A 25467-nucleotide genomic window follows, 5' to 3' on the forward strand; every position below is an offset into this window, starting at 1 on the left:
ACCGTTCCTTTCCGGGTGAAACCCGCCGGTTCCGGGGCGGGGGAGCGGATGGTAGGGGCGGGGCGCGGACTGGTGAAGTTCTCTGCGGGAGGCGCGGCTGGATTGGCTTTGGGGCCTGTACGGGTGCGTGCCGGGCGTGCGCTCAGCACCCGTTCGTCAGGGCGTTGAGCCAGGCCGCAACGAACGCCGCGATGTCGGTCGGGGTGACCGTTCCGTCTCGATCGAAATCGCCGGCGAGCGTTCCGTTCGCGAGGCTGTCGAGCCACGTCGCGATGAAGACCGCGATGTCCGCGGGCGCGACGGTCCCATTGCAGTCCGCGTCGGCGGGGCAATAGGCCATCGTGGCCGGGGCGGTTGTGGTTGGGCCACAGGCGTTGGTCAGTGTGCAGGTGTAAGCGCCGGCGTCGGCCGGCCCGGAGTTCGAGATGGTGAGCGTCGTGGACCACGAGTAGGGGTTGGCCGTGAGTTGCTGAACGGCGATGGCGAGTGTCGAGCCCGTGCCGGTCGGGCCGGCGCTCAGAGGAACCCCGTTGCGCCGCCACAGGACCGCTGGCGCCTGTGACTGAGACGTCGGGCCGGTGCGCGCGGTGAGCACAACGGGTGATTGGCTGCACAGCGTGCCGGACTCGGGCGGTGCAGCAACTGCCGGTGGACCAATGGCGACGACCTGCGCCGGGCCGATGATCGTGGCCGACGATCCGCAGCCATCAACGAACTGGACGTCGTAGTTCCCTGAGTCGGACGGTTGGGCATTCGAGACTCGCAGCGCCGGGCTCAGGGCGCCCGAGACGATCGAACCCGAGCCGGTGGGACCATCGGCCAGCGGCAACCCGTTCTTGCGCCAGCGATAGGAACCCGCGACACGCACCGCGACGCCGTCGACCGCGAGCACCAGGGTCTGCCCTGTGCAGGAGGCGCTTCCCGCGCTAATCGATGGTTCTCCCGAGGGATGATCCCGTAAGTAGATAATGTCGCTCGGAGAGAGAACCCCGCGATAGATCCGGATCTCGTCGTAGTCACCACGGAGATACTCGGAGGGAGATTGAACCTGATTGAACCTCCCGAACCTGAGCGGCTGGCCATGAGCACCGAGCGGACCCGTGGCGGGCGTTGTGCTGGCGAGAACGCCGTTGATGTACACCTTGATTGCCTGACCGTCGTACACAGCGACGAGCTGGGACCACTGTGACGTCGTCGCCCTCGCTGCCGGATAGGAAGCCCCGGTCTGGAGTGAACCACCGATATCGGCGGACATCCGCACGTTCCCTGGAATGAGCAGCACTCGTGGTCCGGCGATGCCGAGGTGGTATTGGTAGTAGGGCGGCACAAACGCGCCGCCGATGCCCTTGTCAATGATCGGATCGTCACTGGTACCGACCGTGTCGAAGAAGGGCCGAAACCAAGCACAGAGACTGATCGAATCGACAGGGTTGAGCGATGGCGCATCAGGAACCATGACTGACCCGATGCCCTCGAGTCGCAGCGCCAAGCCCGAGACGCCGGGAACGAACAAGATGTCGCCAAGGAGCGTGCCGTGGTTGCCCGCACCGGAGCGGTCTTGCGCATCGCCCTCGAACGACCACAGGCCCACCAGTTGCCGCGGGTTGCACTCGGCGCCGAACACGGTCAACTGGGCCTGAGCGCTCACCACAGATCCGCACGGGTTCGCCACCCGGCAGTTGTAGTAGCCCTCGTCGGTGTCTGAGACGCTGGTGATGGTCAGGGTGCTGCCGCTGATGGCGATCGAGGAGCCAAACCCCGTCGGGCCGGCCACGACCGGAATCCCGTTGCGATACCACTCGGGGAACGTCACACCAAAGCCGCTCGCTGCAACGGTCAGCGAAACGTCGCTCCCGAACTGGGCGTTCGTCGGCTGGGGCTGGGAGGTAATCACGGGCAGCCCAGCGGGCTGCTGCAGGTCCGCCTCGACCTGCGCGGCGAGGTATGAACCCCCGCCGCGGTTGATGAGTTGAACCGCCAGGATCACGTTGGTCGTAACGAGGGACTGAGGAACCGCGAACACCAGTTGGCCGGCGACGGGGCAGGTATCGGAGGTTTGAAGCCCTCCAGAGATGTCGACGCCGTTCCACCAGACCTGGACATCGTTGTCGATCGCGACGCGGACGCGGACGTTGGTAGCGCCGCATGGAACGGTGAACCGCTTGCGAAACAGACCACCGGTAGCAAACGGCATCGGGCTCTGAACCGGGAACGGTGGTATGCACTCGCCGCCGACATACCCGCCGAACGGCTGGCTTTGCTGCAGCCACGATGAGTCGTCGAAGACGCTCGTGCTGGGGCTCATCCAGTTTTCGGTGCTGGTCGTGCCCGGGTAGGTCCGCCAGAGGCTCTGCTCAAACGGGACCAGAACCTGGTCGGGCTGGGCCACAACCCGGCTGGCGAGAACCGCGGTGACCACCAGGGCGACTGTGGCCAGAAGTGAGAATCGCAGACCGAGCGAGGTTCTCATGTTCTGTGCTCCAATCTTCATTGTATCCAAAGGCGGCCAGATGCATACACCTTGGGAGGCGACGCGGCCGGCTTCTGGCCGATCTCGGAAGGCGGTGCCGGGCCTCCACGCCGCGGGGTCGGGTGCCCAAGACGCGGTTGGCGGGAGGGCACCGGCCGGGGTACGATTCGCTCCGAGTGATTCGCCGGAAAGGTGGCCGAGAGGCTGAAGGCGACGGTTTGCTAAACCGTTATACGGACTAATACCCGTATCGGGGGTTCGAATCCCCCCCTTTCCGCTTGTCTGTGAACGCCGCGTGTGGGCGGCCCGCTCTGGGCCGCGGCAGGCCGCCTGGGGCCTACGCTGCAGGACCGAATCGGGGAGGGTCGGGCGGGTAGCTCAGTTGGCTAGAGCATTCGCCTTACACGCGAAGGGTCCGGGGTTCGAATCCCCGCCTGCCCATTGGGAGCGCAGCCGCGGGGCCCGGGCCGCCGGCGCGACCATCGACGATTCATGAACCTCCTCGACGCCGCGTACGCACTCGGAGCCGCCGTCGCCGCCCCGTGGTGGATGCGCAAGGCCCGCGGCGACTGGCCAGCCCGGTTCGGACGGACCGATGCACTCGGGCTGCCCCCGGGGGGACGCAAGCGGGTGCTGGTGCACGCGGTCTCGGTTGGGGAGGTGAATGCCATCCGGGAACTCGTGCCGGAACTGGCCCGGCGGGGTGTGGAGGTGGTCGTGTCGGTGGGGACCGATACGGGGATTGCCCGGGCTCGCGAGCTGTTTGCGGGGGCCGGAAGCGGGCAGCAGGGGCGGCTGGCGCGGGTGGTGAGGTATCCGGTGGATTTCAGCCGGGCGGTACGGCGGTTTCTGGATGCCGTCCGTCCGGACGCTGTGGCATTGGTTGAGCTCGAGGTCTGGCCGAACTTTGTTGGCGAGTGCCGGCGGCGGGGCGTGCCGGTGTGCGTCATTAACGGACGGCTGAGCGAGCGGTCGTTCCGCGGCTACAAGCGCGTGCGGGCGTTCATCGGGCGTTCGTTCCGCTCGCTGGCGCGGGTCGGGGTGCAGGACGAGGCGTACCGGGATCGGTTTGTTGCGATGGGCGTGCCGACGGATCGGTGCGTCGTGACGGGATCGATGAAGTGGGACGCGGCGGCGATCGCGGATCGTGTGCCCGGCGCCGATGAGCTTGCCGCGGCGATGGGGATCAACCGCTCGCGGCCGTTGATCGTGGCCGGGAGCACGGGGCCGCTGGGAGCCGGATCGGGCGGGGACTCTGGCGAGGGTGGGGAAGAGGCGATGCTGCACCGTGCGTGCCCGGCGGGGGTGCAGTTGCTGTGCGCACCGCGGAAGCCGGAGCGGTTTGACGCCGCGAGGCACGCGATGCCGGGTTGCACGGTCCGGTCGTACGGCGAGGGGAAGGCGGTTGTGGTTGAGAGGGGTGCGGCGGGAAGCGACCGATTCCTGCTCGCGACGATCGGCGAGTTGCGGGCGGCCTACTCGCTGGCGGACGTCGTGGTGGTCGGTCGGTCGTTCGGCGACCTGTATGGATCGGACCCGATCGAGCCGGTCTCCTTGGGGAAGGCGGTGGTCATCGGGCCGGCGGTAAAGGACTTTGAGTCGATCGTGGGCGAGTTGGAGCGGGCGGGCGGCATCGTGCGGGCGACGATCGCGGATCTGGGCGCCACGCTCAATGAGCTGCTGAACGACCCGCCTCGACGGCGGGAGTTGGCGGAACGCGGGCGAGGGTGCATCCGGTCGCACCAAGGGGCGACACTGCGGCATGCGGACCTGATCATGGCGGTGCTCAAGGCGGGGCCTGGGGTTCGCGTACAGCCGGTTGATCCGGAGGCCCACTGAGTCCTGGTACCGGCGCATGAAAAAGGGCCGGCGCGAATGCCGGCCCTTCGAGTGAACTGGGTGGGAGGACGTGACCTCGTGGTCAGGCCTTCTTGCCCTTCTCGCTTTTCTCGCCCTTGGCGGGCTTCTCCGCCTTGGGTTCCTTGGCGGCGGGGGCCTCGTCCTTGGACTTCTTGGACTTCTTCTTCTCCCCGGCCTCGGCGTCGGCCGCGGCCTCCGGCGGGGTTTCGCCCGCGGCGGCGGCGTCCTCGGCGGGCTCGTCGTCATCGCGGAGGTCGAGCTTGCGGTCCGGCTTGACGTCGAGCTTCACGGTGGCCTCGAGGTCGGAGGCGAACTTCACGTGCACCTCGTACTGGCCGACGCGCTTGACAGCGTGGGAGAGGCGGACATCGCGCGGCTTGACGGCGAACCCTCGCTCGCCGAGGGCGGTCGCGAGCTCGCCCTGGGTGATGCCGCCGTACAGGATGCCCATGTCGTTGCACGAGCGGATGAGTTCGAGGAGATAACCGTCGAGCTTCTGCACAAGGGCCTCGCGGCTCTTGCGGAGCTCGGCGAGCTGGCGCTCGGCTTCGGCACGCTTGCCGGCGAGCTCCTTGACCTTGTCCTCGCTGGGCTCGGTCGCGAAGCCGCGGGGGAGCAGGAAGTTCCGGGCGTAGCCGGTGCGGACCTTGACGACGTCGCCGACGATACCGAGGGCCTCGACGCTCTCGGTGAGGAGCAGTTCAACGTTCTTTGGCATGATTCGCTGTCCTTTCGTTCAGGAAAGTTGAGGAGCCCGCACCAGCGGACCCCAGCGTTGGAACCGGGATGAATCGGGCGGAGAGCATAGGGCGCCACGACCCGGGGCAGGCCGGGCTCGGGCGAGGAGAGGGTCAGAACGGGATGTCGTCCTCCTGGATCGGCTCGTAGCCGCCGCCGGAGGGATTCGGGGCCGAGCGCGCCGCGGAGCCTGAGCGGGCCGAGGCGGCGCCGCCCCCGTCTTCGGCGTTTCCGCCGCCGCCGCCACCACCGCCGCCCTTGGAATCGATGAACTGGAAGTTCTCGATGACGACCTTGAGCTTGGAGCGGTTGTTGCCCTCCTGGTCCTTCCACTGGTCAAGCCGAAGGTGCCCCTCGATGAAGACAGGGCGGCCCTTGGAGAGGTACTTGCTCATGGTTTCGGCGGTCTTGCCCCAGGCGTCGCAGTCGACGAACGTGACCTCTTCCTTCTGCTGGCCGTCAGCGGTGCGGTAGCGGCGGTTGACGGCGATGCCGATCGTCGCGACGGCCTGGTTGTTGGGGGTGTGACGCAGCTCGATGTCGCGCGTCACGTTTCCCATGAGCATCACCTTGTTGTAGCTGGCCATGATGTCGCTCCGGAGAGAAAACCACGTGTTCAGGACGGCGCCGACGTTGCCGCCGGCACGATAGTGTACGTATTTTGTTCGCACAACGCGAGGGGCCGTCGGCGATTGCCGGCTCAGGCGTTCTCGATCTCGCCGTCGGCGGTGACCGCCGCGGGGGCGGGCGTATCGCCCTCGGGACGGGCCGGGCGCTCGGCGCGGAGCCGGGCCTCGACCTCGATCTCCTTCTGGCCGTCGGCGGCCTGCATCTCTTCGAGGGTCATGTGGTCGCAGCGGATGATGAGGTTCCGCATGACCTTCTCGGAGAGGTTGAAGGCCCGCTCGAGCTGGCCCATGTTCTTGGCCGGGCAGGAGAAGTAGGCGAGGATGTACACGCCGCGCTTCTGCTTATCGATCTCGTAGGCGAGGCGCCGCTCGTCCCACTTGCGCATCGCGATGATCTTGGCCTCGGCGCGGTCGAGGACCTCGCGGATGTGGGCGACGGCGCCGCTCAGGTCGGCCGCGACGCCCTGACTGAGCAAGAAGAGCCCTTCGTAGTTGTACGTCCGCATCTCTGCCATGTGCATCTGCCTTTCGTGTGTCTCGGGTGGAATCCGATGGGTGTAAACGTGGGACTGGACTGGCCTAGGCCGCGCCGGACTGCTCCTGCGCGGGAGGGGCCGAGGGCTTGGCCCGGGTGTTGAACCTGTTCATCGCCGCGACGACGCCCTCCGAGACGAAGATCTCGGCGGCGTCCGCGGCCTTGTCGAGAGCCGGAGCGAGGGCCGACTCCTGCTCGGTGGTAAAGCGCCCAAGGACGTAATCGTGCAGCGACATCGGCGGGGGTGGCGGATCGATACCGATCCGGCACCGCACGTACGCGTCGCCGCCCAGGGCCCGCTGGATGTCCGCGAGCCCGTTGTGGCCGCCGGGGCCGCCGTCGGGGCGGACGCGGATCGAGCCGAGCGGGATCGCGGAATCGTCGACCATCACGAAGATGTCGGCGAGCGGGTTGACCTTGAAGAACCCGGCGGCCTGCGCGACGCTGGAGCCGGAGCGGTTCATGAACGTCGTCGGCTTCATGAGCAGGCACTTCTCGCCACGGATCGGCGCCTCGAGCACGCTCGCCTCGAAGCGGGCGCGCGGGGTTGCGCCGGCGGCGTGCCGGCGCGCGAGGCGGTCGAGCGCCATGAAGCCCGCGTTGTGGCGGGTGCGCTCGTACTCCGAACCGGGATTGCCCAGGCCGACGATCAGTTTCATGGCTACTTCTTCTTCTCTTCCTTCTTGGGGGCATCCTTGCCGGGGGCGGCCTTGGCGCCTGGCTTCGCCTCCTCGCCCTCGGCGGGCTTCTTGGCGGTGAGGACGACGGGCTCGGCGGCCCCGGCCTCGACGGCGGCGGCCTCCGTCTTCTCCTCGATGGCCTTCTGGATGACGATCTGGGCGACGATCGCGTGGACGTCGGTGATCAGTCGCATCCCCTCGGCGGGGAGCTTGACGTCGCCCGCGGTGATGGAGTGGCCGGCCTCGAGCTCGGCCACGCTGACATCGATGCCGTCGGGCATGTCGACCAGGCGGCACTCGATCTCGATCTCGGCGGTCGGGTGCATCATGATGGCGCCCGCCTCCTTGAGGCCCTTGGCGTCGCCGATGAGGTTGATGTGCACCTTGACCTTCACCAGTTCGTTGAGGTCAACGCGGGCGAAGTCGGCGTGAACGATATTGGTGCCCAGGTGGTCGAACTGCAGCTCCTTGAGCAGGACGATCTGCCCCTCGTCCATGTCGGAGTGGCCCGGGAAATCGAGCTTGAAGACCTTCTCGCCGCGGTGGATGTGGGTGATGGCCTCCTTGGCGTCGACGGCGATGGCGATCGGCGGACGGCCGTGGCCGTAGACGTTGGCGGGGAGTTTGCCGGCGGTGCGGAACCGCTTGGCGTACCGGCTGCCGACGCGGTCACGCTTCGACGCGACAAGGGTTGGTTGCTTCTCGTGCATGGCTTGGTTGCTCCTGTCTTTTCTCCGCTCGCTCAGAGCGTTGCTTGTGCTTCAGACTGACTGGTTTACCGCTTGGCGCCCGCGGTCTTCTTGAACAGGGCGCTGATGGACATGTTGTGGTGGATCCGGTGCACCGCCTCGGCGAGCAGCTTGCCGACGCAGAGCTCGACGATCTTGCCCTTCAGGGGGGCGGCCCGCTCGCCGATGGGGATGGTGTTGGTAACTACGATTTTCGAGATGGGCGCCTCGGCGAGCCGCTGCATGGCCAGGCCGACGAGCACCGGGTGGGTGGCGGCGGCGATGACGTCACGGGCCCCGTTGTCGATCACCACCCGGGCGGCTTCGCACACGGTGCCGGCGGTGGTGATCATGTCGTCGAACATGAGCACGGTCTTGCCCCGCACGGTGCCGATCAGGTTCTCGGTCACGACGTTGGAGCCCGAGACGCGGCGCTTGTTGATGATCGCCAGGTCGCCGCCGAGCAGGTTCGCGAACGACTCGGCGACCTTCACGTTGCCGACATCGGGGCTGACCAGGCACAGGTCGCCGAGTTGATCCCGGATCGAGCTGAAATACTCGTAGAACACCGGCGTCGCGCTGAGGTGGTCGACCGGAAGATCGAAGAAGCCCTGAAGCTGCGCGGCGTGCAGGTCGATCGCCAGCACGCGGTCGGCGTGGCCCGCGGTGATGAGGTTGGCCACGAGTTTCGCGGTGATCGGAACCCGTCCCTCGTCCTTGCGGTCCTGCCGGGCGTAGCCGAAGTACGGCGTGACCACCGTGACCCGGCGCGCGGACGCGCGGCGGAGGCAGTCGAGGAAGATCAGCAGTTCCATCACGTTCTCGTTCACGGGCATCCCCGTGGAGAGAAGGACGAAACAGTCGCGGCCGCGCACATCCTCTTCGAGCTTGACGATCAGTTCGCCGTCGGGAAAGGCCTCGGTTCGGGCCTGGCCCAGCGGGAGGTCGAGGACATTGCACACGCGCGTCGCCAGGTCGATGCTGTGGCGCCCGGCGAAGATCTTCATGGAGTTCGCGTCTTCGCGGCTCATGGCGCCCCCTTTGCGGCCGGCGCAGGACGCCGGGCCATATAGATTGCGTCGACCTCGGCGAGTTGCTCGGGCGTGTTGATCGAGAGCACATCCTCGGGCGGCACGGCGTCGATCACCTCGACGCGGGCGCCCGCGGCGAGCAGCATCTCGGGAACGTCCGTGATGTAGTACTCGCCGGAGGCCTCGTTGCGCTTGACCCTCGCGAGGGTCTCGAACATCGCCCGTGCGTCCATGCAGTAGTACGACGGATTAACCTCGCGGACCCGCAGCTGCTCCGGGGTGCAGTTCTTCTGCTCGACGATCGCGACAAACCGGCCGCGGCTGGGACCGCCGTCGGGCGCCAGCAGGGGATCGCGGACGATCCGGCCGTAGCCGGTCGGATCGGCAATCACGCTGGTCGCCAGCGCGGCCGCCGAACCGGTCGATCGGTGCCGATCCCGCAGCGATCGGAGCGTCTGGGCGCGGATGAGCGGCCCGTCGCCGGCGAGGACGAAGACGTCGTGCCCTGCCTGTGCCTTTTCCGTCGTGAACAGCGGCTCGGCGCACCGCACCGCGTGCCCGGTGCCGAGCTGCTCGTCCTGCACCGCGAACTCCACGCCGGCGTTGCGCAGCGCGGGATCGTTCGCGATCGCCTCTCGGACCAGTTCCTGCTTGTACCCCACCACCAGCACAATCCTCGAGCACCCCGCGGCGAGGCAGGCGTCGACCACCGCGCACACCATCGGCCGGCCGCCGATCGGATGAACGACCTTCGGGAGGTCGGACTTCATCCGAGTCCCCTTCCCGGCCGCGAGGATGATCGCGGCGGGAGCGGAGGCAGCGGGCTTGGAATGTGAGGGTGCGTGGGTCATCGCCCGAGCGTCGGGCGGCATGTCGGGAGATGGGACGGCTGAGGCGGCAGAGGAACTGGCCGACCAGGATTCGAACCTGGACAAACAGAACCAAAATCTGTCGTGCTACCGTTACACCATCGGCCAGAATGTCAGCCGCGGGTTGGACGCGTCCTCCTGCTTGGGTTGCTTGGGGAGCAACCAGGGTGCAAAACCGCCGTCCCGCGGTTCCGCACCAGCCGGCGAGGTGTCAGCCGGCAAAGCGGAGTCCGCGGCCATGTCCGCCCGGGAATGCCCGAGCGGGAGAGCAGGACCTTCCATCAGCCGCGACAGAAAGGCCCCTGATCGCGCCTCGGCCCGGAGGGCGTCCGTCGCGATCGGCTCCAAGTGAACGGGCAATGGTAGAAGACGGCGCCCGCGAGTCAATCCGCCGTTTCGGGAGGCGGATCGGCCGGAGGCTCCGTTCCGGGCAGAGAATCGGCGTCGGCGGGCGGTTCACCCTCTTCGGCGCGGATCGCGGCGGCGGAGATCACGTCGTAGCAGGTCGCCAGGAGGCCCACGAGGGGAAACCGTGCGGCCGCCGCCTCGAACGGGCTGGGGCCGAGGCGACGCAGGAGCGGGTGTGAGACTTCGGGGGGGCCGATCGGCAGTTCCAGCGAGGCCAACTCGGGCCCGATCGTCCAGAAGTGATCGATCGACTGTTCCAGCGGCGTGCCGGCCTGGTCGCTGATTCCCGGGATATGCGGCACGTACAGGGGTACATCGCCGGTGAGGCCACCTAGCCCCGCCCCGGCGGCGCCAGCCTTGGCCTGGGTGGCGGCCCGGCGGTGGCGGAGTCGCTCGAGCATGTCCTCGCCGTTCTGGCCGCGGAGCAGGAAGATCAGGAACGGATCGGCGGCGAGTCTGTCGGCGATGAGGGCCATGACGCAGCAGGCGTGCTTGCACCAGCCGGCTTCGCCCGCCGCACTCGTGCGGGAAACATCGCAGGTGCACGAGACGGCGCAGTCGCTCGACGCGACGGGGAACAGCTTGAGCCCGAGGGGGATGAAGACGTCTTCGATACCCGAGGGGAGTTCCCCGCTGAGCAGGGAGGCGGCGTACCTCGCCTGCTCGGCCATGGCGGTGATGACCTGCTCCCACTGCTCGGGCGAGAAGGTCGGGAGGCGGATGGCGACGTCGTACGCGTTGGGCATCCGGCCCTGGACCCGGGCGACGATCGACCCGGGCTGGGCGTCCAGCCGGCGGGTCTGGCCCAGGCGGGCGTATTCGAGCCCCTCGGCCAGTTGCGGCGGAGGTGCGACCTGTTCGATCAGCCGCATCCACCGCTGCGAGGCCCACGCGGTCTGGTCCGGGCCCTCCTTGGATCGGAGCTTGACACCGTTGGTGACGCGCCGGGGCTTGGCGGTCGGCTTCTGCGGCCTGGGATAGAAGCGTGGATCGGTCATCCGGGGCCCTCCCCGGCTTCGCCGACCTCGACCGTGGCGGGCTCGCCGACGGCGTCGGGCCGCAGCGTGAGCAGTTCGCGCAGGCGTGCGGTGCTCAGTTCGGTGAGCCACCGCTCGCCCGACCCGATGACCTGATCGGCCAGGTCCGTCTTCTCCTGGATCATCTGGTCGATCCGCTCCTCCAGCGTTCCGGCCACGACGAACTTGTGGACCTGCACGGAGCGGGTCTGTCCGATGCGGTAGGCGCGGTCGGTGGCCTGGGACTCCACTGCGGGGTTCCACCATCGGTCAAAGTGGAAGACGTGGTTCGCGGCGGTGAGGTTGAGGCCGAGCCCTCCGGCCTTGAGGCTGAGCACGAAGATCGGGCACGCGGGATCGCCGGACTGGAAGCGGCGGATCATCGCCTCGCGGGCCGCGGCGGGGGTGCCGCCGTGGAGCAGGAGCACCTCGCGGTCGAGGTCGTGCCTGAGCATCGAGGCGAGCAGCAGGCCCATCTGCCGGAACTGTGTGAAGACGAGGGCGCGATCGCCGGAATCGACCACCTCGCCGAGCATCTCGACCAGTCGCTGCGACTTGCCCGAGCGCTCGGCCTTGGGGGGTTGCCCGCCGTCGGCCTCGGAGCCGCTGGTTTCCTTGTAGAACTGGGCGGGGTGGTTGCAGATCTGCTTGAGCTTGATGAGCCCCGCGAGGACAAGGCCGCGCCGCTGCATCCCCTCGGCCCGGTCGGCCGCCGAGAGCATGTCGTTGACGCAGGTCTTGTACAGCGAGGCCTGCTCGGGGGTGAGGTAGCAGTACTCGCGGCTCTCGATCTTCTCGGGCAGATCGGAGATGACGCTCGAATCCGTCTTGAGCCGGCGGAGGACGAACGGGCGGACGAGCTGCCGAAGCTGCTCGCTGCGGCGAGAGTCGTGGTACCGCTCGATGGGAACGGCGAACCGGGAACGGAACTCCCCCGCGGCGCCGAGGTGACCGGGGTTGAGGAAGTCCATGATGGACCACAGCTCGCTGAGGCGGTTCTCGACCGGGGTGCCGGTGAGCGCGACGCGCCGCTCCGAGGGGATCGACCTGATCGCCTGGGTCTGCTTGGCGCCCGGGTTCTTGATGTTCTGCGCTTCGTCGAGGGCGACTCGGTTCCACGGGATGAGCGAGAGTTGCTCGCGGTCGCGGTGCGCGAGGGCGTAGGTCGTGATGACGAGGTCGGACCCGCGGGCCTCGTTCACCATGGCATCGCCCCCCAGCCGCTCCATGCCGTGGTGCACCATGACGCGAAGCGTCGGCGTGAACCGCCGGGCCTCGTGGACCCAGTTGCCGACCACCGACATCGGCGCGACGAGCAGCGTGGGGCCGACCGACCCTTCGCTCCCCTCGGGCCGGCCCATCCGCTCGAACGCGAGCAAGGCGAGGAGCTGGATGGTCTTGCCCAGGCCCATGTCGTCCGCCAGGCAGGCGCCGAGCCCGAAGCGGTCGAGGAACGCGAGCCAGGACAGGCCCTTGACCTGGTACGGGCGGAGCAGCCCGACGAACCCCTCGGGCGTCTGAAGCACCGGCATCGCCTCGCCCGAGCCCTCGCCGCCGAAGACCCTGGCCACCCACCCCGTGGCGTCCATGCCGGTGATGGGCAGGCCGGTCTGTCGCTGATCCGATGCGTACGCGAGGCGGAGCAACTGGCTGACGGGCATCTGGCCGCCGGGGTTCTTTCCGAGGAAGTCCATCGCGGCACGGATGTCGTCGGGGCGCACCTCAACCCAGCGGCCGTGCAGCCGGACCAGTGGCGAGTGCTGGGCCGCGAGCTTCTGGAACTGCTCGAGCGTGAGGACGACATCGCCGATGGCCAGTTGCCAGCGGTAGTTGACGAGCGAGCGGAGTCCAAGACGGGCCGTCGCCGCGTGCGAAGCGCCGGGTGACGCGAACTCGGCATCGAGATCGATGTCCTCGCTCTCAACCTGCAGGCGCGCCCCGACCCGGATCGTCGGCTGGTCCCACCAGGCGGGCGCCTCGACCTCGATTCCCTGTTCGAGCAGGATCGGGCGGACCTCGCGCAGGAAGCGGTAGGCCTCGCTCGTCGTCAGCTCCAGCTTCGTGGGCTGCGCATCGCCCAGCGCGGACTCCAGCTTCTTGTACAGACGGGCCGCGCGCCCGAGTTCGGCCAGCAGCACATCGTGCGGCTGCTCGATCCGCTCCCCCCCCACTGTCACCGCGCCGCCGGGGAGAAGCCAGATGTCCGATGCGTCGATAATCACCCGCGGCGAGCGCACCGCCTGAAGATTGAACCAGATGGTCCACACCAGCGAGTCATCGGGAGCGACCAGATCGCCTATGGGACCGACTTCCAGCGGTTCGGTGAGCCGCAGCAGCAGCCGCCACTGCGCGGTGACGCCCCGGTCCTCCAGCGACGAGATCCACCGGTGCACCCGTCGCACCAGTTCGCCTCGCATCACCAGCCCCGCGGGCACATCGTCGCCGGGCCCGAGCAGGCCCTGGAGCCAGGAGACGTGGGCGTCCTTGGTAGGATCCCGCCCGTCGATGGCGTCGGCCATCGTGTCGCGGATGAGCACATCGCGGCAGAGGGCGTCGGTCATGACGAGCAGGAAATCGCCGATGATCCCCCAGGCGTCGTGGTTGCGGGCATCGACCACGGCGCGGCAGATCGGGGGCATGGACGAGAGCAGGTGGTCCACCCGCTCGACCGTCGGACCATCCGCGAGCCACGGCTGCCATACGCCGCGGACCTCGCCGCTCGCGACCTGCATCAACGAGGGGACAAACCGCTGCTGGGCGAGGAGGTGCCGGGCGAGGCGGGCGCCCGCGGCGAAGAACCGGATCCCCGGCCCGATCCCGACGTGGCCGCGTTCCCCCGCTCCGTCGAACCCGACTCCGATCTCGTCCAGACGCTCCAGAAGCCACGCGGCGACCACGGGCGGAAGAGCGACCGACGGTACACCGAACACCTCAAGGGTCGCGGCGGCGTCGCTCCCCGACGTTGCGCCCGCCGCGTGGGCCATGCTTGGGCTGGCCAGCGGCGTGCTCTCGCGGGCGGGAAGCCGCAAGCGGAGGAGGGAGGGCTCGGCGGCTGAATCGCCGCCCGACATGTGTCGGACGATCTCACCGAGAAGTTCGGGCCTGACGGCGAGCGGGTGCAGGGGCGCATCTGTCGCACCGGCCTCGGCGCGGTCGGCCGGGCTCGAAGCCTCGCCCCACAGGTGAAGGCTCCCTTCCGTCCAGACCGCGTGGAGCACCAAGGGACCGGTCGCCGCCCGATCGGGAATGAGGGCGCGGGGACTTGAACCCCGGACCAACGGATTAAAAGTCCGCTGCTCTACCAACTGAGCTACGCCCTCTCGTTGCCGCCGGAGCTGCCGGCGTGGTGATCCGTGGAAAGCCCCAATCATAGGTAGCCCGCGCGGGCAGGAGGCTCGGCACGGGCGAATGAAAAAGCGGGCGGACCAATGGTCCGCCCGCTGGGAGGGGTTGGATCGACCGATCAGGCGATCGCCGGTGCGATGCTGCCCAGGGCTGTCCCGAGCGTTCCGAAGCCGCTGCCGAAGAACGCGTCAAAATGCCCGGTGTAGACGACGACCGGGGTGGGGGAGGCAACTCGGATGCTGTAGAACAGGTCCCGCGTCGCTCTCGCTCCGGTGATGAGCGAGTGGACATCGATGTCGTTCGCGGCCCGTGCCACGATCTGCTTACGGACCGTGATTGATCCCGCCGCGATCGCCGGCAGGTTGCCCAGGGCGGGCACCTCGGCGAAGTCGAGCGTGATCTCGACGGTCGCGTCCGCCGAGGTGGGATTGAAGATGCGCAAGTACTCGGTGACGGCGCTGCCGATACCGGGCTTGAAGCCATCGCCGAAGAGCCAGACCGACTGCGCCTGGTCCGTGAACCGCGTGCCCGTGGCGCTGCCGAAGGCGTAGCTGGCCATCGAGACGGTCACGGGCTGGGTGGACTCGTAGCCGACGGAGTACGGCCGGCCCGTCTTCGGGAACGAGGGCAGCTCGCCGACATTGAAGTCTGACCGCTGACCGGCCGGGACGTTGAGGGTCGTCCGGTAGGCGCTCTGGTCATCGAAGTAGAACGTAAACGTGACCGCGGACTGGGTGTTGGTCGTGTTAAGGATCGTGATGATCTCGTTCTCGGCGTTCCGGCCGATCTGCCCCTCGGGCGAGACGCCGACGGTCGATCCGGTGCTCGGCAGCCCGAGGATGCTGAACCCACCCTTGAGGGCCGGGTCAAAGTGCGAGAGCGCCGCGACGATCGGCTGCTCGGAGTCGAGCCGCATCGCGTAGCTGCCCGTCGGGATGAACGGGAGCGAGCCCAGATCCCAACCCAGTCGGCGCTGGGGACCGGCCTCCTGAATCGACACAAACTTCTGCGACGAACCTTCCAGGAAGATCGTCAGCGTCACCTTCGTCGCGATCTCGGAGGTGTTGTAGTAGACGAGGAAGTCGTTCACGCCGCTGCCCTTCGTGCCTTCGCTGAAGGTCCAGACGGTGCTGGGCTGGCTCGTGAACGCCTGCCCGGTGGCAATGCCGAAGTCATAATGGCTGAGCATCGCCCCGATCGGCAGCGAGGACTTGATCTCCAGTGCGTAGGGCGTGTCCTTCTCGACCATCGTCTCGCCGGCGGCGTACATCGCCGGCGTGCTGATGGTGATGCCGTCGCGCGAGTTGCCGGCGACGATGCCGTCGAGGAGAACCTTGGGAGCCAGGGCCGGGTTCTCGTACCGAGCGGTAACCACGACACGGACCGGCTCGGCGTGCGGGTTGGTGATCGGAACGAACGTACTGGCGCGGTCGTTCGCGTAACCCTCCGGGTAGTACAGCGAGTACGGGAGCGTCTCCGCGGCGATCGTCTCGTCGATCGGGTTCTCCACCAGGAAGCCGGTGCCCGTTCCGGTGTCGAGCGCTGCGAACTGGGCCTTGACCTCTTCGAGCGAGCCACCGGTGAAGATGAAGTACCGCAACTGCACCCGGGCACCCGGGGCGAGCGTCCCGACGTCGTACGCCAGGGCGAGCGTTGCGTCGCCCTCGACCCCGAGGTCGGTCCCGGACGGATCCGGGTCGGTCGGGTTGTCGATCACCTGCGATGCGTCCCGCACGGATCCGGCCGGCTTCGCGGCGACATACAGATCGCCCTCGTCCGGGGCCGCGGCGCCGAGACCGATCGTCAGTCCACCGGGGTACTCGTTGTTGTAGTAGCTCGCGGTGGCCAGCCGGTGCGTGGCGTTGTCGACGTTGTTCACAGTCCTCGTAAAGTCGCTGCCAAGGTTGCCGGCCTGCTGCGGACGGAAGCCCTCGACCCAGGTCACGCCCGTCAGATCGCTGAAAGTCGTGTTGACCAGCGTCAGGTCGACGACCATGAACTGACCGGCCCCGGCGAACGAGACCGCCCTGCGGACGAGCAGCCCGCCGCCCTGATCGGAACTCGGGAGCGGAGTGCGGAACAGCCCCTCGACCAGCACACGCCGATTCGAGAAGTCGGACTCATTCGAGACCTTGACCGGGACATCGCTGCCCGACGTGCCGGCGTTGCGGAACACGAACGTGTTGAATGTTGCGCCGTAGTACGACTCGATGCTCGCGAGATCGTCCTCGGGCACGAGCAGCTCGTTGCCGCCCAGGTTAATGCCCGTAGGGCCGTCGCCGCCAGCCGCGGAGCCGAACGTGCCGTCGCTCGCGATGCCGACAGTGAGGGCGTTGCCCGCGAGCAGCACCGAGCCGTCCGTCAGGCCGCCGAGGATGCTGATCTTCAGGGTGTACTCGCCGGACCCCGCGGTCGGGAGGCCGCTGCCCCCTTGGTCGGGCAGGTAGCCGAGGTTCCCCGCTCCGGAGACGCCGATGTAGTACGTCCCGGCGAAGGTCACCGGGAAGGTGATCAGCGCGGTGTTCGCGTCGGGGCGGTCATCGACCTGCAGCTGGTTGCCCTGCTGATCGAAGATCCGCAGGACCGAGTCGAGCGCATTGGCCGAGCCGTTCGAGAGCTGCGCGGGGATGGTGATGGCGGCCGTGACCGTCGACCCCGCCGGCACAACGACCCGGAACAGGTCCACATCGCGCTGGCCGTACGCCCCGTCGCCGACCGCGGCGTTGTAGGTCTTGGTGCCCGCGCCCGTGAAGCCGGTGTCCGTCGCGGTGGCGAGCGTGTCGTTGAACTCGAAGGGGCCGGAGATCGAGTTCTCCAGCGTGAACAGCAGCGCCCAGTTGAGCAGCGTGCCGTTGTTGAGCGGGCGGGTGTCGGAGATCCGCAGCGTCCACATTCCCGCGGCGGACTGGTTGTTCACATCCGCCAGAGTTCCCTCGGGGCGGAATGAACCGGTCCACGGCGCCCCCGCGTTGACGATGGAAGTGCCTGCGTTGTCGTCGAAGACCGTGTTGACAAAGCCCAGGGCGCTCGGACCGCCGCGGTTGATGACCAGTGGGATCACCCGGCCGGAGGGGGAAATCAACCGGATCTGCAGATCGCCGACGTAGCTGTGGGCGATGTTGATGCGGACGTTCAGATCCTGAACCAGACGGATATCGGGCACGAAAATCGTTGCGTTGATCTCGCCCTGCGTCGGCAGCGTGATGGCGCCGCCGATCGACGGGTATGTGGCGGTATCGGACTGCGCGGGCGTCACGCCGACGGTCAGGTTGTAGGTTCCAGTGGACTGCCCGAGGGGTCCGCTGCCGGCCGCCGAAGGCTGGTACGTTGAGTTGCCGTAGCCCGAGACACCGATGTAGTACTTGCCGCCCGCGGGGACAAAGAACTGGATGCGGCTGTCGATCCCGTCGAAGTTGTCGTTGCGCGCCAGTTCGCGGCCCGAGGCATCGAAGAGCCGCAGGAACGAGTCGAGCGTCGACGGCGACGGGAGGTTGCGGGCGGCGATGGTGATCGTCAGCAGACCGGAGCTTCCCAGCACAAGGCGGTACAGATCGACGTCTCGCGTAGGATTCGGGCCGTCGCCGATCACGGCCTCGGTGATCGTTACCGTGTTGGCGCTATTGAGGATGAGCGGCGTGGCCTGACCAATGGTGTCGTTCGGCTCATAGGGTCCCCCGCTGTTGACGATGCTGAACTCGTACTCCTGATCGTTCCCGCCGGCCGTGGTGCCGTTGAGGTAGTTGCCGGTGAAGTCCCGCAGGTAGGCGGCAAAGAGCGTGAGGCGGTACTTGTCGATCGGGAGAGACCCCGACGGGATCGTGATCGTCAGCACGGATCCGTTGAGCGACATGTCGGAAGCCGAGAAGCTGAAGAACGCGTCGTTGGCGTTGAAATCGCCGTCGCCGTTCGCTGCACGCAGCTCGACAGCCGCCGGCGTGAGGAACGCCGGGTTGAGTGCCTTGCTGAAACCGATCGTGATGGTGTCGACAGGACTGCTGGCCAGACCGGGGTTGATATCGAGCACGACAGGGCCCGGGAAGCCGATCGACCGCACGGCTTCGTTGGCGTTGATGCGGCCTCCGGTCACGGTCTTGCCCGCGAGCGAGGAGATCTGATCGACCGAGGCGTACAGCGCATTGCGCAGCCGCGTCTTGTCTGCGAAGGGAGACACAGACTTCATGAGCGCGATGACGCCGGCGGTGTACGGGGCCGAGAAGCTCGTCCCATCGATGAACTGATACCCGCCGTTGATCGCCGTGGTCAGCACTCGGACTCCGGGTGCGCCGACATCGACCGTGGTCAGGCCGTAGTTGCTGAAGTCCGCCAAGCCGTCGATGTTGTCGGTCGCCGCAACAGAGATGATGTACTCATTGTCGTACGAGGCGGGGAAGGCGCGAGTCGCGCCGTCGTTGTTGTTCCCATCATTGCCCGCGGAGGCGACGAAGAGTGCCCCGGAATCTGTAAACTCTCGGATCGCGGTCTCGGCGGCTGTGTCGAAGAAGTCGAAGTTGTCCGGCCGTAGGGCGCCGTAGCTGTTGTTGCTCGCGACAATGTCGAATCCGAACTGGGTACGCATCATCGTCAGGTAATCGAGCGCCGCGATGGTCGCGCTGTTCGGGAACGTGCCTTCGGCATCGGTCGACCCCTTGATCGGGATCATGGTGACCTGCCAGTTGATGCCGGCGACGCCGATGCCGTTGTTGCCGACCGCGCCGATTACGCCGGAGACCGCGACGCCGTGATCCTCCTGGACAGTCGCCGTCGGGTTGTTGTCGTTGTTGCCGAAATCCCAGCCGCGAACGTCGTCGATGAAGCCGTTGCCGTCGTCGTCAATGCCGTTGTTCGGGATCTCGCCAGGGTTGGTCCAGAGGTTTGCCGCGAGGTCCGGGTGCACCAGATCGATGCCGGTATCGATCACTGCGATCAAGACCTGCCTCGATCCCGTCGTGATGTTCCACGCCGAACTCGCGCTGATATCCGCGCCGGGCGTGCCCAAACCGCTGCCGGGGATGAACTGCCCGGTGTTCTGGATCGCCCATTGCTCGGCGAGCCGTGCATCGTTCGAGAGCAGCGTCGGACGGTACACCGTGTCCGGTTCCACGCCACCCAGGAACGAGAAGATACCGCCGCCCATGACCTGCGCCACGGCGGTCTCGGTTACATGGTCGTGCGTAATGAACTTCGCCCATCGTCCCCGCCCGATTCCCTCGATTTGCTCGGCCCGAACGCCGAGGGCCGCTGCGACCTGCGACGCCCGCTGCACGGGGTCGCCGTTGCGGTCGTTGAAGGTGAGGAGCCATTGGTCACGCACCACCTCCACGGTGATCCCGTGCCACGTCATGTAGCCGGTGCCGAATGGCGCCGAACTCTGCCCGGCCGCGAGGAGCACGCGGCTCTCCAGCGTCTCGAACGCCCCATCCCACATCGTCCCTTCGGCTTGCTCACGGCGCATTGACATTCTTTGGCTCCAGCTCAATTGGCTACGCGGCGGCATCGCTCGCCCTCACCCAATCGTGAGAACTCGATACCGACCCGCCACAAACTCCCGCCGGGTGGGCTGGCGAAGGCCCGGGGGGCCTCCGACTCCGGCTGGATCACAAGTCCACAGTATTCCAGCAATTAAGTCAAGTCCGGTCCGCCAGGGAGTCCGGGCTTCGGCCGAGGGCGATTGGAACCGCCGTATGCAGATTCCATTACAATCCGGTCCCCGCCGCGCCTCGGATTCGCACGGCCGCAGTTCCACGTTTCTCCACAGGTGTTCCCGAATGTCCACAAGCCGATTTGCACCATCCGTCGCTGTCCTCCTCGTCGCCGTCATCGCCGCACCGGGCTGCCACGCCGCTGCCAAGCCGACCCTGTCGGCAGGCGAGAATGGGGTGCCGACAGGAGGAGCGCCGGTTGGGTTCCCTCAGTTCCCGTCGATATCGCCGGCGGGGGATGCAATCGTTTTCTCCTGGGCGGGAGACCTGTGGTCGGCACCAACCTCGGGCCCGTCGCGCGGCGTCGCAACCCGCCTGACCGCCCACCCAGCCCTTGAGCGCCGATCGGCGTTCTCCCCCGATGGCACCCTGCTCGCGTTCGAGTCGGATCGGGAGGGGGCTAGAAACATATACCTAACAAATCTGGGGACTTCGCCATCCGGCCAGTTGCTTGCCGGACCGATCCGGCGACTGACGACCTCGGATAAACCCCAGAATTTGGCAGGATTCTCCGCCGATGGCTCCGCCGTTCTGTTCTTCAGCTCCCAGGAACCCTCGATCTACCGGGCAACACGGATGTTCAGCGTCCCGATCGCGGGAGATGCGGCCGCCGCGACCGCTCCGGTGACTCGAATCGCCGACGCGTTCGGGAGCGCCCCGCATCCGACCAAAGACGGAGCCGGGCTTATCTTCACGCGCGGTCGGTACGACTTCACCCGGCCCGCGTACCGCGGCTCGGGAGACATGGACGTCTACCGCATGACCACCGGCGCCGATGGGACTCCCTCGTTCCAGCAACTCACTACTTTCGACGGCAGCGATGGCGACGGGTTCCCGCTGCCCGACGGGTCGATGGCGTTCGTTTCTTCCCGCGACGGCCAGAACAACCTCTACGTGCTGGCCGCCGGCAAGACGGATGCGGACGCCGGAGCGTTGACCCAGGTGACGAGGTTCTCGCCGGGCGCGGCCAACGCGGCGTCGATCGGACACGGAGTGCGAGATCTCTACGTGTCTCCATCTGGCGAAGCAGTGTTCGCGGTGTGGGACACGCTGTACCGCCTTGACCTGACCAAGCCGGGGTCCGCGCCGGAAGCCATCGCGCTGGCCGCCGCGGCAGATACGGCCGATCTCGAGTTCGACCGGATGAACCTCGACAAGAAGGTGACCGAAGCGGCGCTCAGCCCGGACGGGAAAACGCTCGCCGTCGTCGCGCGAGGCGAGGTCTACGTGAGGAGTACCGAGGAGGGTCGGCCGACGCGGCGAGTGACCGAGACGCCCGGCCGTGAGCGGGAGCTGGCGTGGTCGCCCGACGGGCGGGTGCTGTACTTCACCTCGGACCAGTCCGGCCGCAATCGCGTGTACCAGGCGACGGTGTCGCTGTCGCGTGAGGATCTCGCCCCCAAGAAGGATGAGAAGGCGGAAGAGGCCAAGGACGAGGCGCCGAATGGCGATGGTCAACCCGCCGATGCGGACGCCGGTCAGGATGCGAAGCCGGCGGAGGCCGACAAGGCAAAGAAAGCCGAGAAGAAGCCCGATCACGGCAAGCGCTGGTCTGAGTCGCTGCGGTTCGCGGTTGAACCGGTGCGCACCGGCGTGCCGGAGAACGTGGACGAGCACGCCCCGCTCCCGTCGCCCGACGGCAAGAGGCTGCTGGTCACGCGAGGGCTGGGCGACCTTGTCCTGCTCGAACTTGCGGATGGCTCAACGCGGACGGTTCTTCACGGCTGGAACGATCCCGAGACGCTCTGGGTCCCCGACTCGAGGCACCTGGTCCTCTGCCGGGAGGACCTCGACTACAACAGCGACATCTGGCTCATGGACACCGTGCTCGATGAGCAGGGAGCACAGCCCGAGCCTCTCAACCTCACGAAGCATCCCGACAACGACGTGTCGCCCCGGCTCACCGCCGACGGCAAGGTGCTCTACTTCCTCTCCGAGCGATCGGGTGAGAACGACCGATTCGACGTGTGGGCGATCAACCTGGATCGGAAGCTCGACGGTCTGCGTCAGTACGAACTTGATGAGTACGTCAAGAAGGCCGCCGAAGCCGCCAAGAAGGCAAAGCCGCTCGGCGCTGCCGCCGACGAGAAGAAGGACAAGGACGCCGACAAGAGCGACAAGGCGAAGGACGAAAAACCGGCGAAGAAACCGGAGCCGCTGAAGTTCGACACGGATGATGCGTACCTGCGCGCACGGCGGGTCGTATCGATGCTGGGCAGCGAGGCTGACCTTGCGATCACTCCCGGTGGGGACCGGATCATCTTCTCGGCCGACATCGACGGAAAGCGGACGCTGGTCTCGGTCGACCACAAGGGGGAGGATCGCAAGACGATCGACACCACGAACCCATCGAACGTCACCGTGTCGCTTACCGGGGACAAGGTGGTGTACGTGAAGGCCGGATCGGCCGCAACCTCGTCGCCCTCGGGCGGCAAGGTCGAGGCGATAGCGATTGATGCGCCGGTGGTGATCGAGGTGCCGCTGCAGCAGCGGCAAAAGTTTATCGAGACCGCTCGCATCATTGGCGACCGCTTCTACCACCCGACGCTCAAGGGACTCGATTGGCCCGCCCTCAGCGAGCGGTACCTCTCGCTCGCGACGCAAACGCGGACCAGCGACGAGTTCAACCGCGTGGGCAACATGCTCTTCGGCGAACTCGATGGGTCGCACCTGGGAATCATGGGCGGACCGTCGTACTCCGCCCCTGCGCCCGCGATCGGCTTCCTGGGCATCGATGCGACGGCGGTCCCGGGCGGGTTCCGTGTCGACAAAGTGCTCGCCGACGGCCCCGCGGCACGCGAGACGTCCACCCTCCGTGTGGGAGACGTGATCACCGCGATCGACGGGGTCTCGCTGGGCGCCGCGGGGGCTCTGCCGACGACCGATCTTGGCGCAGCGCTCGTCGGCCGCGCGGGCAAGGAGACGCTGCTCGAAGTCGTCCGCACCGAACCCGGCATGAGCCCCTACGTCCTGATCACTCCTGTCTCCTCGTCTGCGAACGACGACCTGCGCTACGACGATGAGGTCCGGTCCCGCCGGCAGACCGTTTCACGCCTGTCGGACGGTAAACTCGGCTATCTGCACATCCGCGGCATGTCGGAGCCGTCGGTGCGCGAGTTCGAACGGGATCTCTTCGCCGCGGCAAACGGGAAGCAGGGCCTGATCATCGACGTCCGCGACAACGGCGGCGGCTGGACCGCCGACATCCTGCTCACGTCGCTCACCGCGCCGCGGCACGCATGGACCATGCCCCGGGGCGTCGACGCGGCCAGCGTGCCGCATGACTCGTATCCGCGTGACCGCCGCCTCATCTACGCCTACTCCAGGCCCATCTCAGTGCTGTGCAACGAGAACTCGTTCTCCAATGCCGAGATCTTCTCGCACGCCATCAAGACCACCGGACGCGGAAAGGTCGTCGGTGCGCCGACATTTGGCGGAGTCATCTCGACCGGGGCGGCAACGCTCATCGACGGCACGCTGGTCCGTACGCCCTTCAGGGGGTGGTACGTCGCATCCACCGGCGTCGACATGGAGAACAACGGAGCGCAGCCAGACATCATCGTTCTGCAGACACCCGCCGACGAGGCCGCCGGCCTCGATCCGCAGTTGGAGGCGGCGGTTGCCGAGCTCCTCGAACGGACAGCCGGGACGAACAACCAATAACGGGCCATAACGGGCGACTGTCAGTTCTGCATCTTGAGTGGCGGCTTGAAGATCCCGACCACCTTGTTGCCGATGGTGAACTTATCGATGCTCACACCATCGCTCACGCGGAACAGCAAGATGAGGTGCTGATCAGGCCGGCTCTTGGAGAGCGAAGGCAGCTCCGACGCCGCACGGATGGGCTGGCCGGGCATGTAGCGGATATGGACTTCCTGATTGTCGTCGTAGAAGTACCCTACCGCGGCGTACCGCGTGCCGTTGGTGTCGAACAGCAGCGGAGGCTGCGTGAGGTCGGCACTCGCGGCCGCGGGCGACAGCATGCCCAGGCGGGAGTTCTGGTCGACTCGGACCTGAAGGATCTTCGTATCCTCCGAGGTTGAATACTCAACGACCCGAAGGGCACGACCCAGGCTGTAGTTGTTGTTGAGATCGTTGGGCAGGAATTTATTGTCGGCGTTGGTGACGCGGTTTGAGTCGTCGATTTCAACGCCCATCAGGTTGCCCTTGTCCAGAACAAACCGGCCGGGGAACCGCGCGCCCAGGACGACATCATTATCCGGCGAAGCAAGGTTCAGCGAGACACTCAGAGCCTGCGACGAATCAAGTTCGCCCGTCGGGCCGAGTGCAGCACCGGCGATGATGTTGCCTGTGCGGATGGCGCCGTCGCGGGCCTCGATCGAGGTGTACTTCTGCGACACGACCATCTCACTGACGTCCTCTCGAACACCCTTGACGTACAGCGCCAGCGGCGTATATCCGCGAGGCACGAGAAACTCGAACGCCATCGGCGTGTCGGCTCCGGCACCGGCCGACCGAATGAACGTCCCCGACCCGCCGGAATCAAATCGCCACCGACCAAGGTCGGGGCTCGAGCCCTCGGCCTGAGAGATCATCGAGATCGGGGTAAGCGTGATCGACTCGGTATCGCTGCTGTCGCGGCAAACGAGCTGGATCTGGGCGTTGCCCACGATCGTGCTACCCCCCTTGTCGCGGGCGGCGGCGCGAAAGTTGACGACAAACCCCTCGATCAGGCCGCCCTGGATCGGCGTGCCGTCCAGATCAAGCGCGGTCTGCGTCAAGTCGGGCGCGAAGGTGTCGCTGAGCAGTTCCTTACCCGTCGGACCCTCGACCTGGTACCGGCCGACCACGACGAACGCGCTCGGCGTCAAGGTGTGGCGGGCGCCGCCGTCGTTGAACGACATCCGCATCATCGCACCGCTATCGACGACACCCGGCCGCCAAGCAGCCAGCGGCGTTGACGTCGAGAACGCGCCGTCGCTGAGCCACGAGTAGATCGCGCCGGTGATGCGATCGGCCGGGTAGATCAGCGACGATTCCCGGCGCGGCGATCCCTTGCCGTCGAAGGCGATCGGCCGGTAGCCCATGAACTCGCTCGGAAGCCACAGGTAGGAGATCGAGATCACCATGATCCCCGCGGTGATTGTTCCCGAGACCAGGCCGCACACCCCGCCCCCGACCAAGTTGGAGACCGAGTCCAGGTCGGTGTTGGCCGGAAGCAGGCGGTCGATCCCCAGCCGCAGCAGCGACAGCACGATCGCAAATGGCAGAGCCAGGCAGACGCCCCACGCCAATCCGATGTACGACGCATCGGTCGTGTTGCCAAGCCAGAGCACCGCCAGCGGCTCCCAAACGCCGAAGGCAACAGCGCCGGCAATGACCGTGCACACCAGGTGCACCAACGCCGAGAAAAAGCCCCGTGACGCCCAGATGTAGGCGATACCAAGCGTGACCAGGATGACGGCCGCGGACATGATCATGGCAGTTCTCCGATCGAT

At 67.0% G+C, this 25467-nt stretch carries 14 protein-coding genes and 4 tRNA genes; 4 read left to right on the forward strand and 14 right to left on the reverse strand.

The genetic code is table 11. The features are described 5' to 3' along the window. Positions 1-142: 142 nt before the first annotated feature. The gene (locus KF745_06305; GenBank protein MBX3358024.1) at positions 143-2470 is read right to left on the reverse strand and encodes an immunoglobulin domain-containing protein; all 2328 of its coding nucleotides are present in this window, start codon (positions 2468-2470) and stop codon (positions 143-145) included. A 186-nt stretch (positions 2471-2656) separates the two neighbouring features. Between KF745_06305 and KF745_06310 the strand changes: the two genes are divergently transcribed. From KF745_06310 to KF745_06320, 3 genes are all read left to right on the forward strand, one after another. After that, positions 2657-2747, forward strand: a tRNA-Ser gene (locus tag KF745_06310). A 90-nt stretch (positions 2748-2837) separates the two neighbouring features. Beyond that, positions 2838-2911: transfer RNA gene (locus KF745_06315), tRNA-Val, on the forward strand. A 51-nt stretch (positions 2912-2962) separates the two neighbouring features. Continuing rightward, positions 2963-4309 carry a glycosyltransferase gene (locus KF745_06320; protein ID MBX3358025.1) on the forward strand — a complete coding sequence of 449 codons (1347 nt, stop codon included), beginning with the start codon at positions 2963-2965 and terminating at the stop codon, positions 4307-4309. Positions 4310-4391: 82 nt separating this feature from the next. Here KF745_06320 and rplI read toward each other — a convergent pair whose 3' ends face one another. The 12 genes from rplI to KF745_06380 form a co-directional block, all read right to left on the reverse strand. Continuing rightward, positions 4392-5048: a 50S ribosomal protein L9 gene (rplI, locus tag KF745_06325; GenBank protein MBX3358026.1), complete on the reverse strand. Its 657-nt coding sequence runs from the start codon at positions 5046-5048 to the stop codon at positions 4392-4394. A 133-nt stretch (positions 5049-5181) separates the two neighbouring features. Then, a complete protein-coding gene (ssb, locus tag KF745_06330) occupies positions 5182-5655 on the reverse strand; it encodes a single-stranded DNA-binding protein (protein MBX3358027.1) in 474 nt (157 codons plus the stop codon). A 113-nt stretch (positions 5656-5768) separates the two neighbouring features. Further along, a complete protein-coding gene (gene rpsF / locus KF745_06335) occupies positions 5769-6218 on the reverse strand; it encodes a 30S ribosomal protein S6 (protein MBX3358028.1) in 450 nt (149 codons plus the stop codon). Between the two features lie 58 nt (positions 6219-6276). After that, positions 6277-6891, reverse strand: a complete 615-nt coding sequence (gene pth / locus KF745_06340) for an aminoacyl-tRNA hydrolase (protein ID MBX3358029.1) — start codon at positions 6889-6891, stop codon at positions 6277-6279. Positions 6892-6893: 2 nt separating this feature from the next. Further along, entirely contained in the window at positions 6894-7622 is a 729-nt protein-coding gene (locus KF745_06345; protein ID MBX3358030.1) for a 50S ribosomal protein L25, read from the reverse strand. A gap of 65 nt (positions 7623-7687) precedes the next feature. Then, complete coding sequence (locus tag KF745_06350) at positions 7688-8671, reverse strand: ribose-phosphate pyrophosphokinase (GenBank protein MBX3358031.1); 984 nt, start codon at positions 8669-8671, stop codon at positions 7688-7690. Further along, positions 8668-9522 carry an NTP transferase domain-containing protein gene (locus tag KF745_06355; protein MBX3358032.1) on the reverse strand — a complete coding sequence of 285 codons (855 nt, stop codon included), beginning with the start codon at positions 9520-9522 and terminating at the stop codon, positions 8668-8670. The genes KF745_06350 and KF745_06355 overlap by 4 nt, the downstream gene beginning before the upstream one ends. Before the next feature lie 55 nt (positions 9523-9577). Continuing rightward, positions 9578-9648, reverse strand: a tRNA-Gln gene (locus tag KF745_06360). A gap of 275 nt (positions 9649-9923) precedes the next feature. Further along, positions 9924-10946 (reverse strand): hypothetical protein, encoded by a 1023-nt coding sequence (locus KF745_06365; GenBank protein ID MBX3358033.1) that lies wholly within the window; start codon positions 10944-10946, stop codon positions 9924-9926. Beyond that, the gene (locus KF745_06370; GenBank protein ID MBX3358034.1) at positions 10943-14182 is read right to left on the reverse strand and encodes a DEAD/DEAH box helicase; all 3240 of its coding nucleotides are present in this window, start codon (positions 14180-14182) and stop codon (positions 10943-10945) included. The genes KF745_06365 and KF745_06370 overlap by 4 nt, the downstream gene beginning before the upstream one ends. Positions 14183-14211: 29 nt before the next feature. Beyond that, a tRNA-Lys gene (locus KF745_06375) sits at positions 14212-14284 on the reverse strand. A 143-nt stretch (positions 14285-14427) separates the two neighbouring features. Beyond that, positions 14428-19767 carry a S8 family serine peptidase gene (locus tag KF745_06380; GenBank protein ID MBX3358035.1) on the reverse strand — a complete coding sequence of 1780 codons (5340 nt, stop codon included), beginning with the start codon at positions 19765-19767 and terminating at the stop codon, positions 14428-14430. A gap of 307 nt (positions 19768-20074) precedes the next feature. On the opposite strand from KF745_06380, the gene KF745_06385 reads away from it, so the two are divergent. Continuing rightward, a complete protein-coding gene (locus tag KF745_06385) occupies positions 20075-23671 on the forward strand; it encodes a PD40 domain-containing protein (GenBank protein ID MBX3358036.1) in 3597 nt (1198 codons plus the stop codon). Between the two features lie 20 nt (positions 23672-23691). On the opposite strand, the gene KF745_06390 is transcribed toward KF745_06385, so the two are convergent. After that, on the reverse strand, positions 23692-25449 hold the full coding sequence (locus KF745_06390) for a CvpA family protein (protein MBX3358037.1): 1758 nt from the start codon (positions 25447-25449) through the stop codon (positions 23692-23694). Between the last annotated feature and the right edge of the window lie 18 nt (positions 25450-25467).

Source organism: Phycisphaeraceae bacterium (assembly GCA_019636655.1).
Classification (GTDB): Bacteria; Planctomycetota; Phycisphaerae; order Phycisphaerales; family UBA1924; genus JAHBXB01.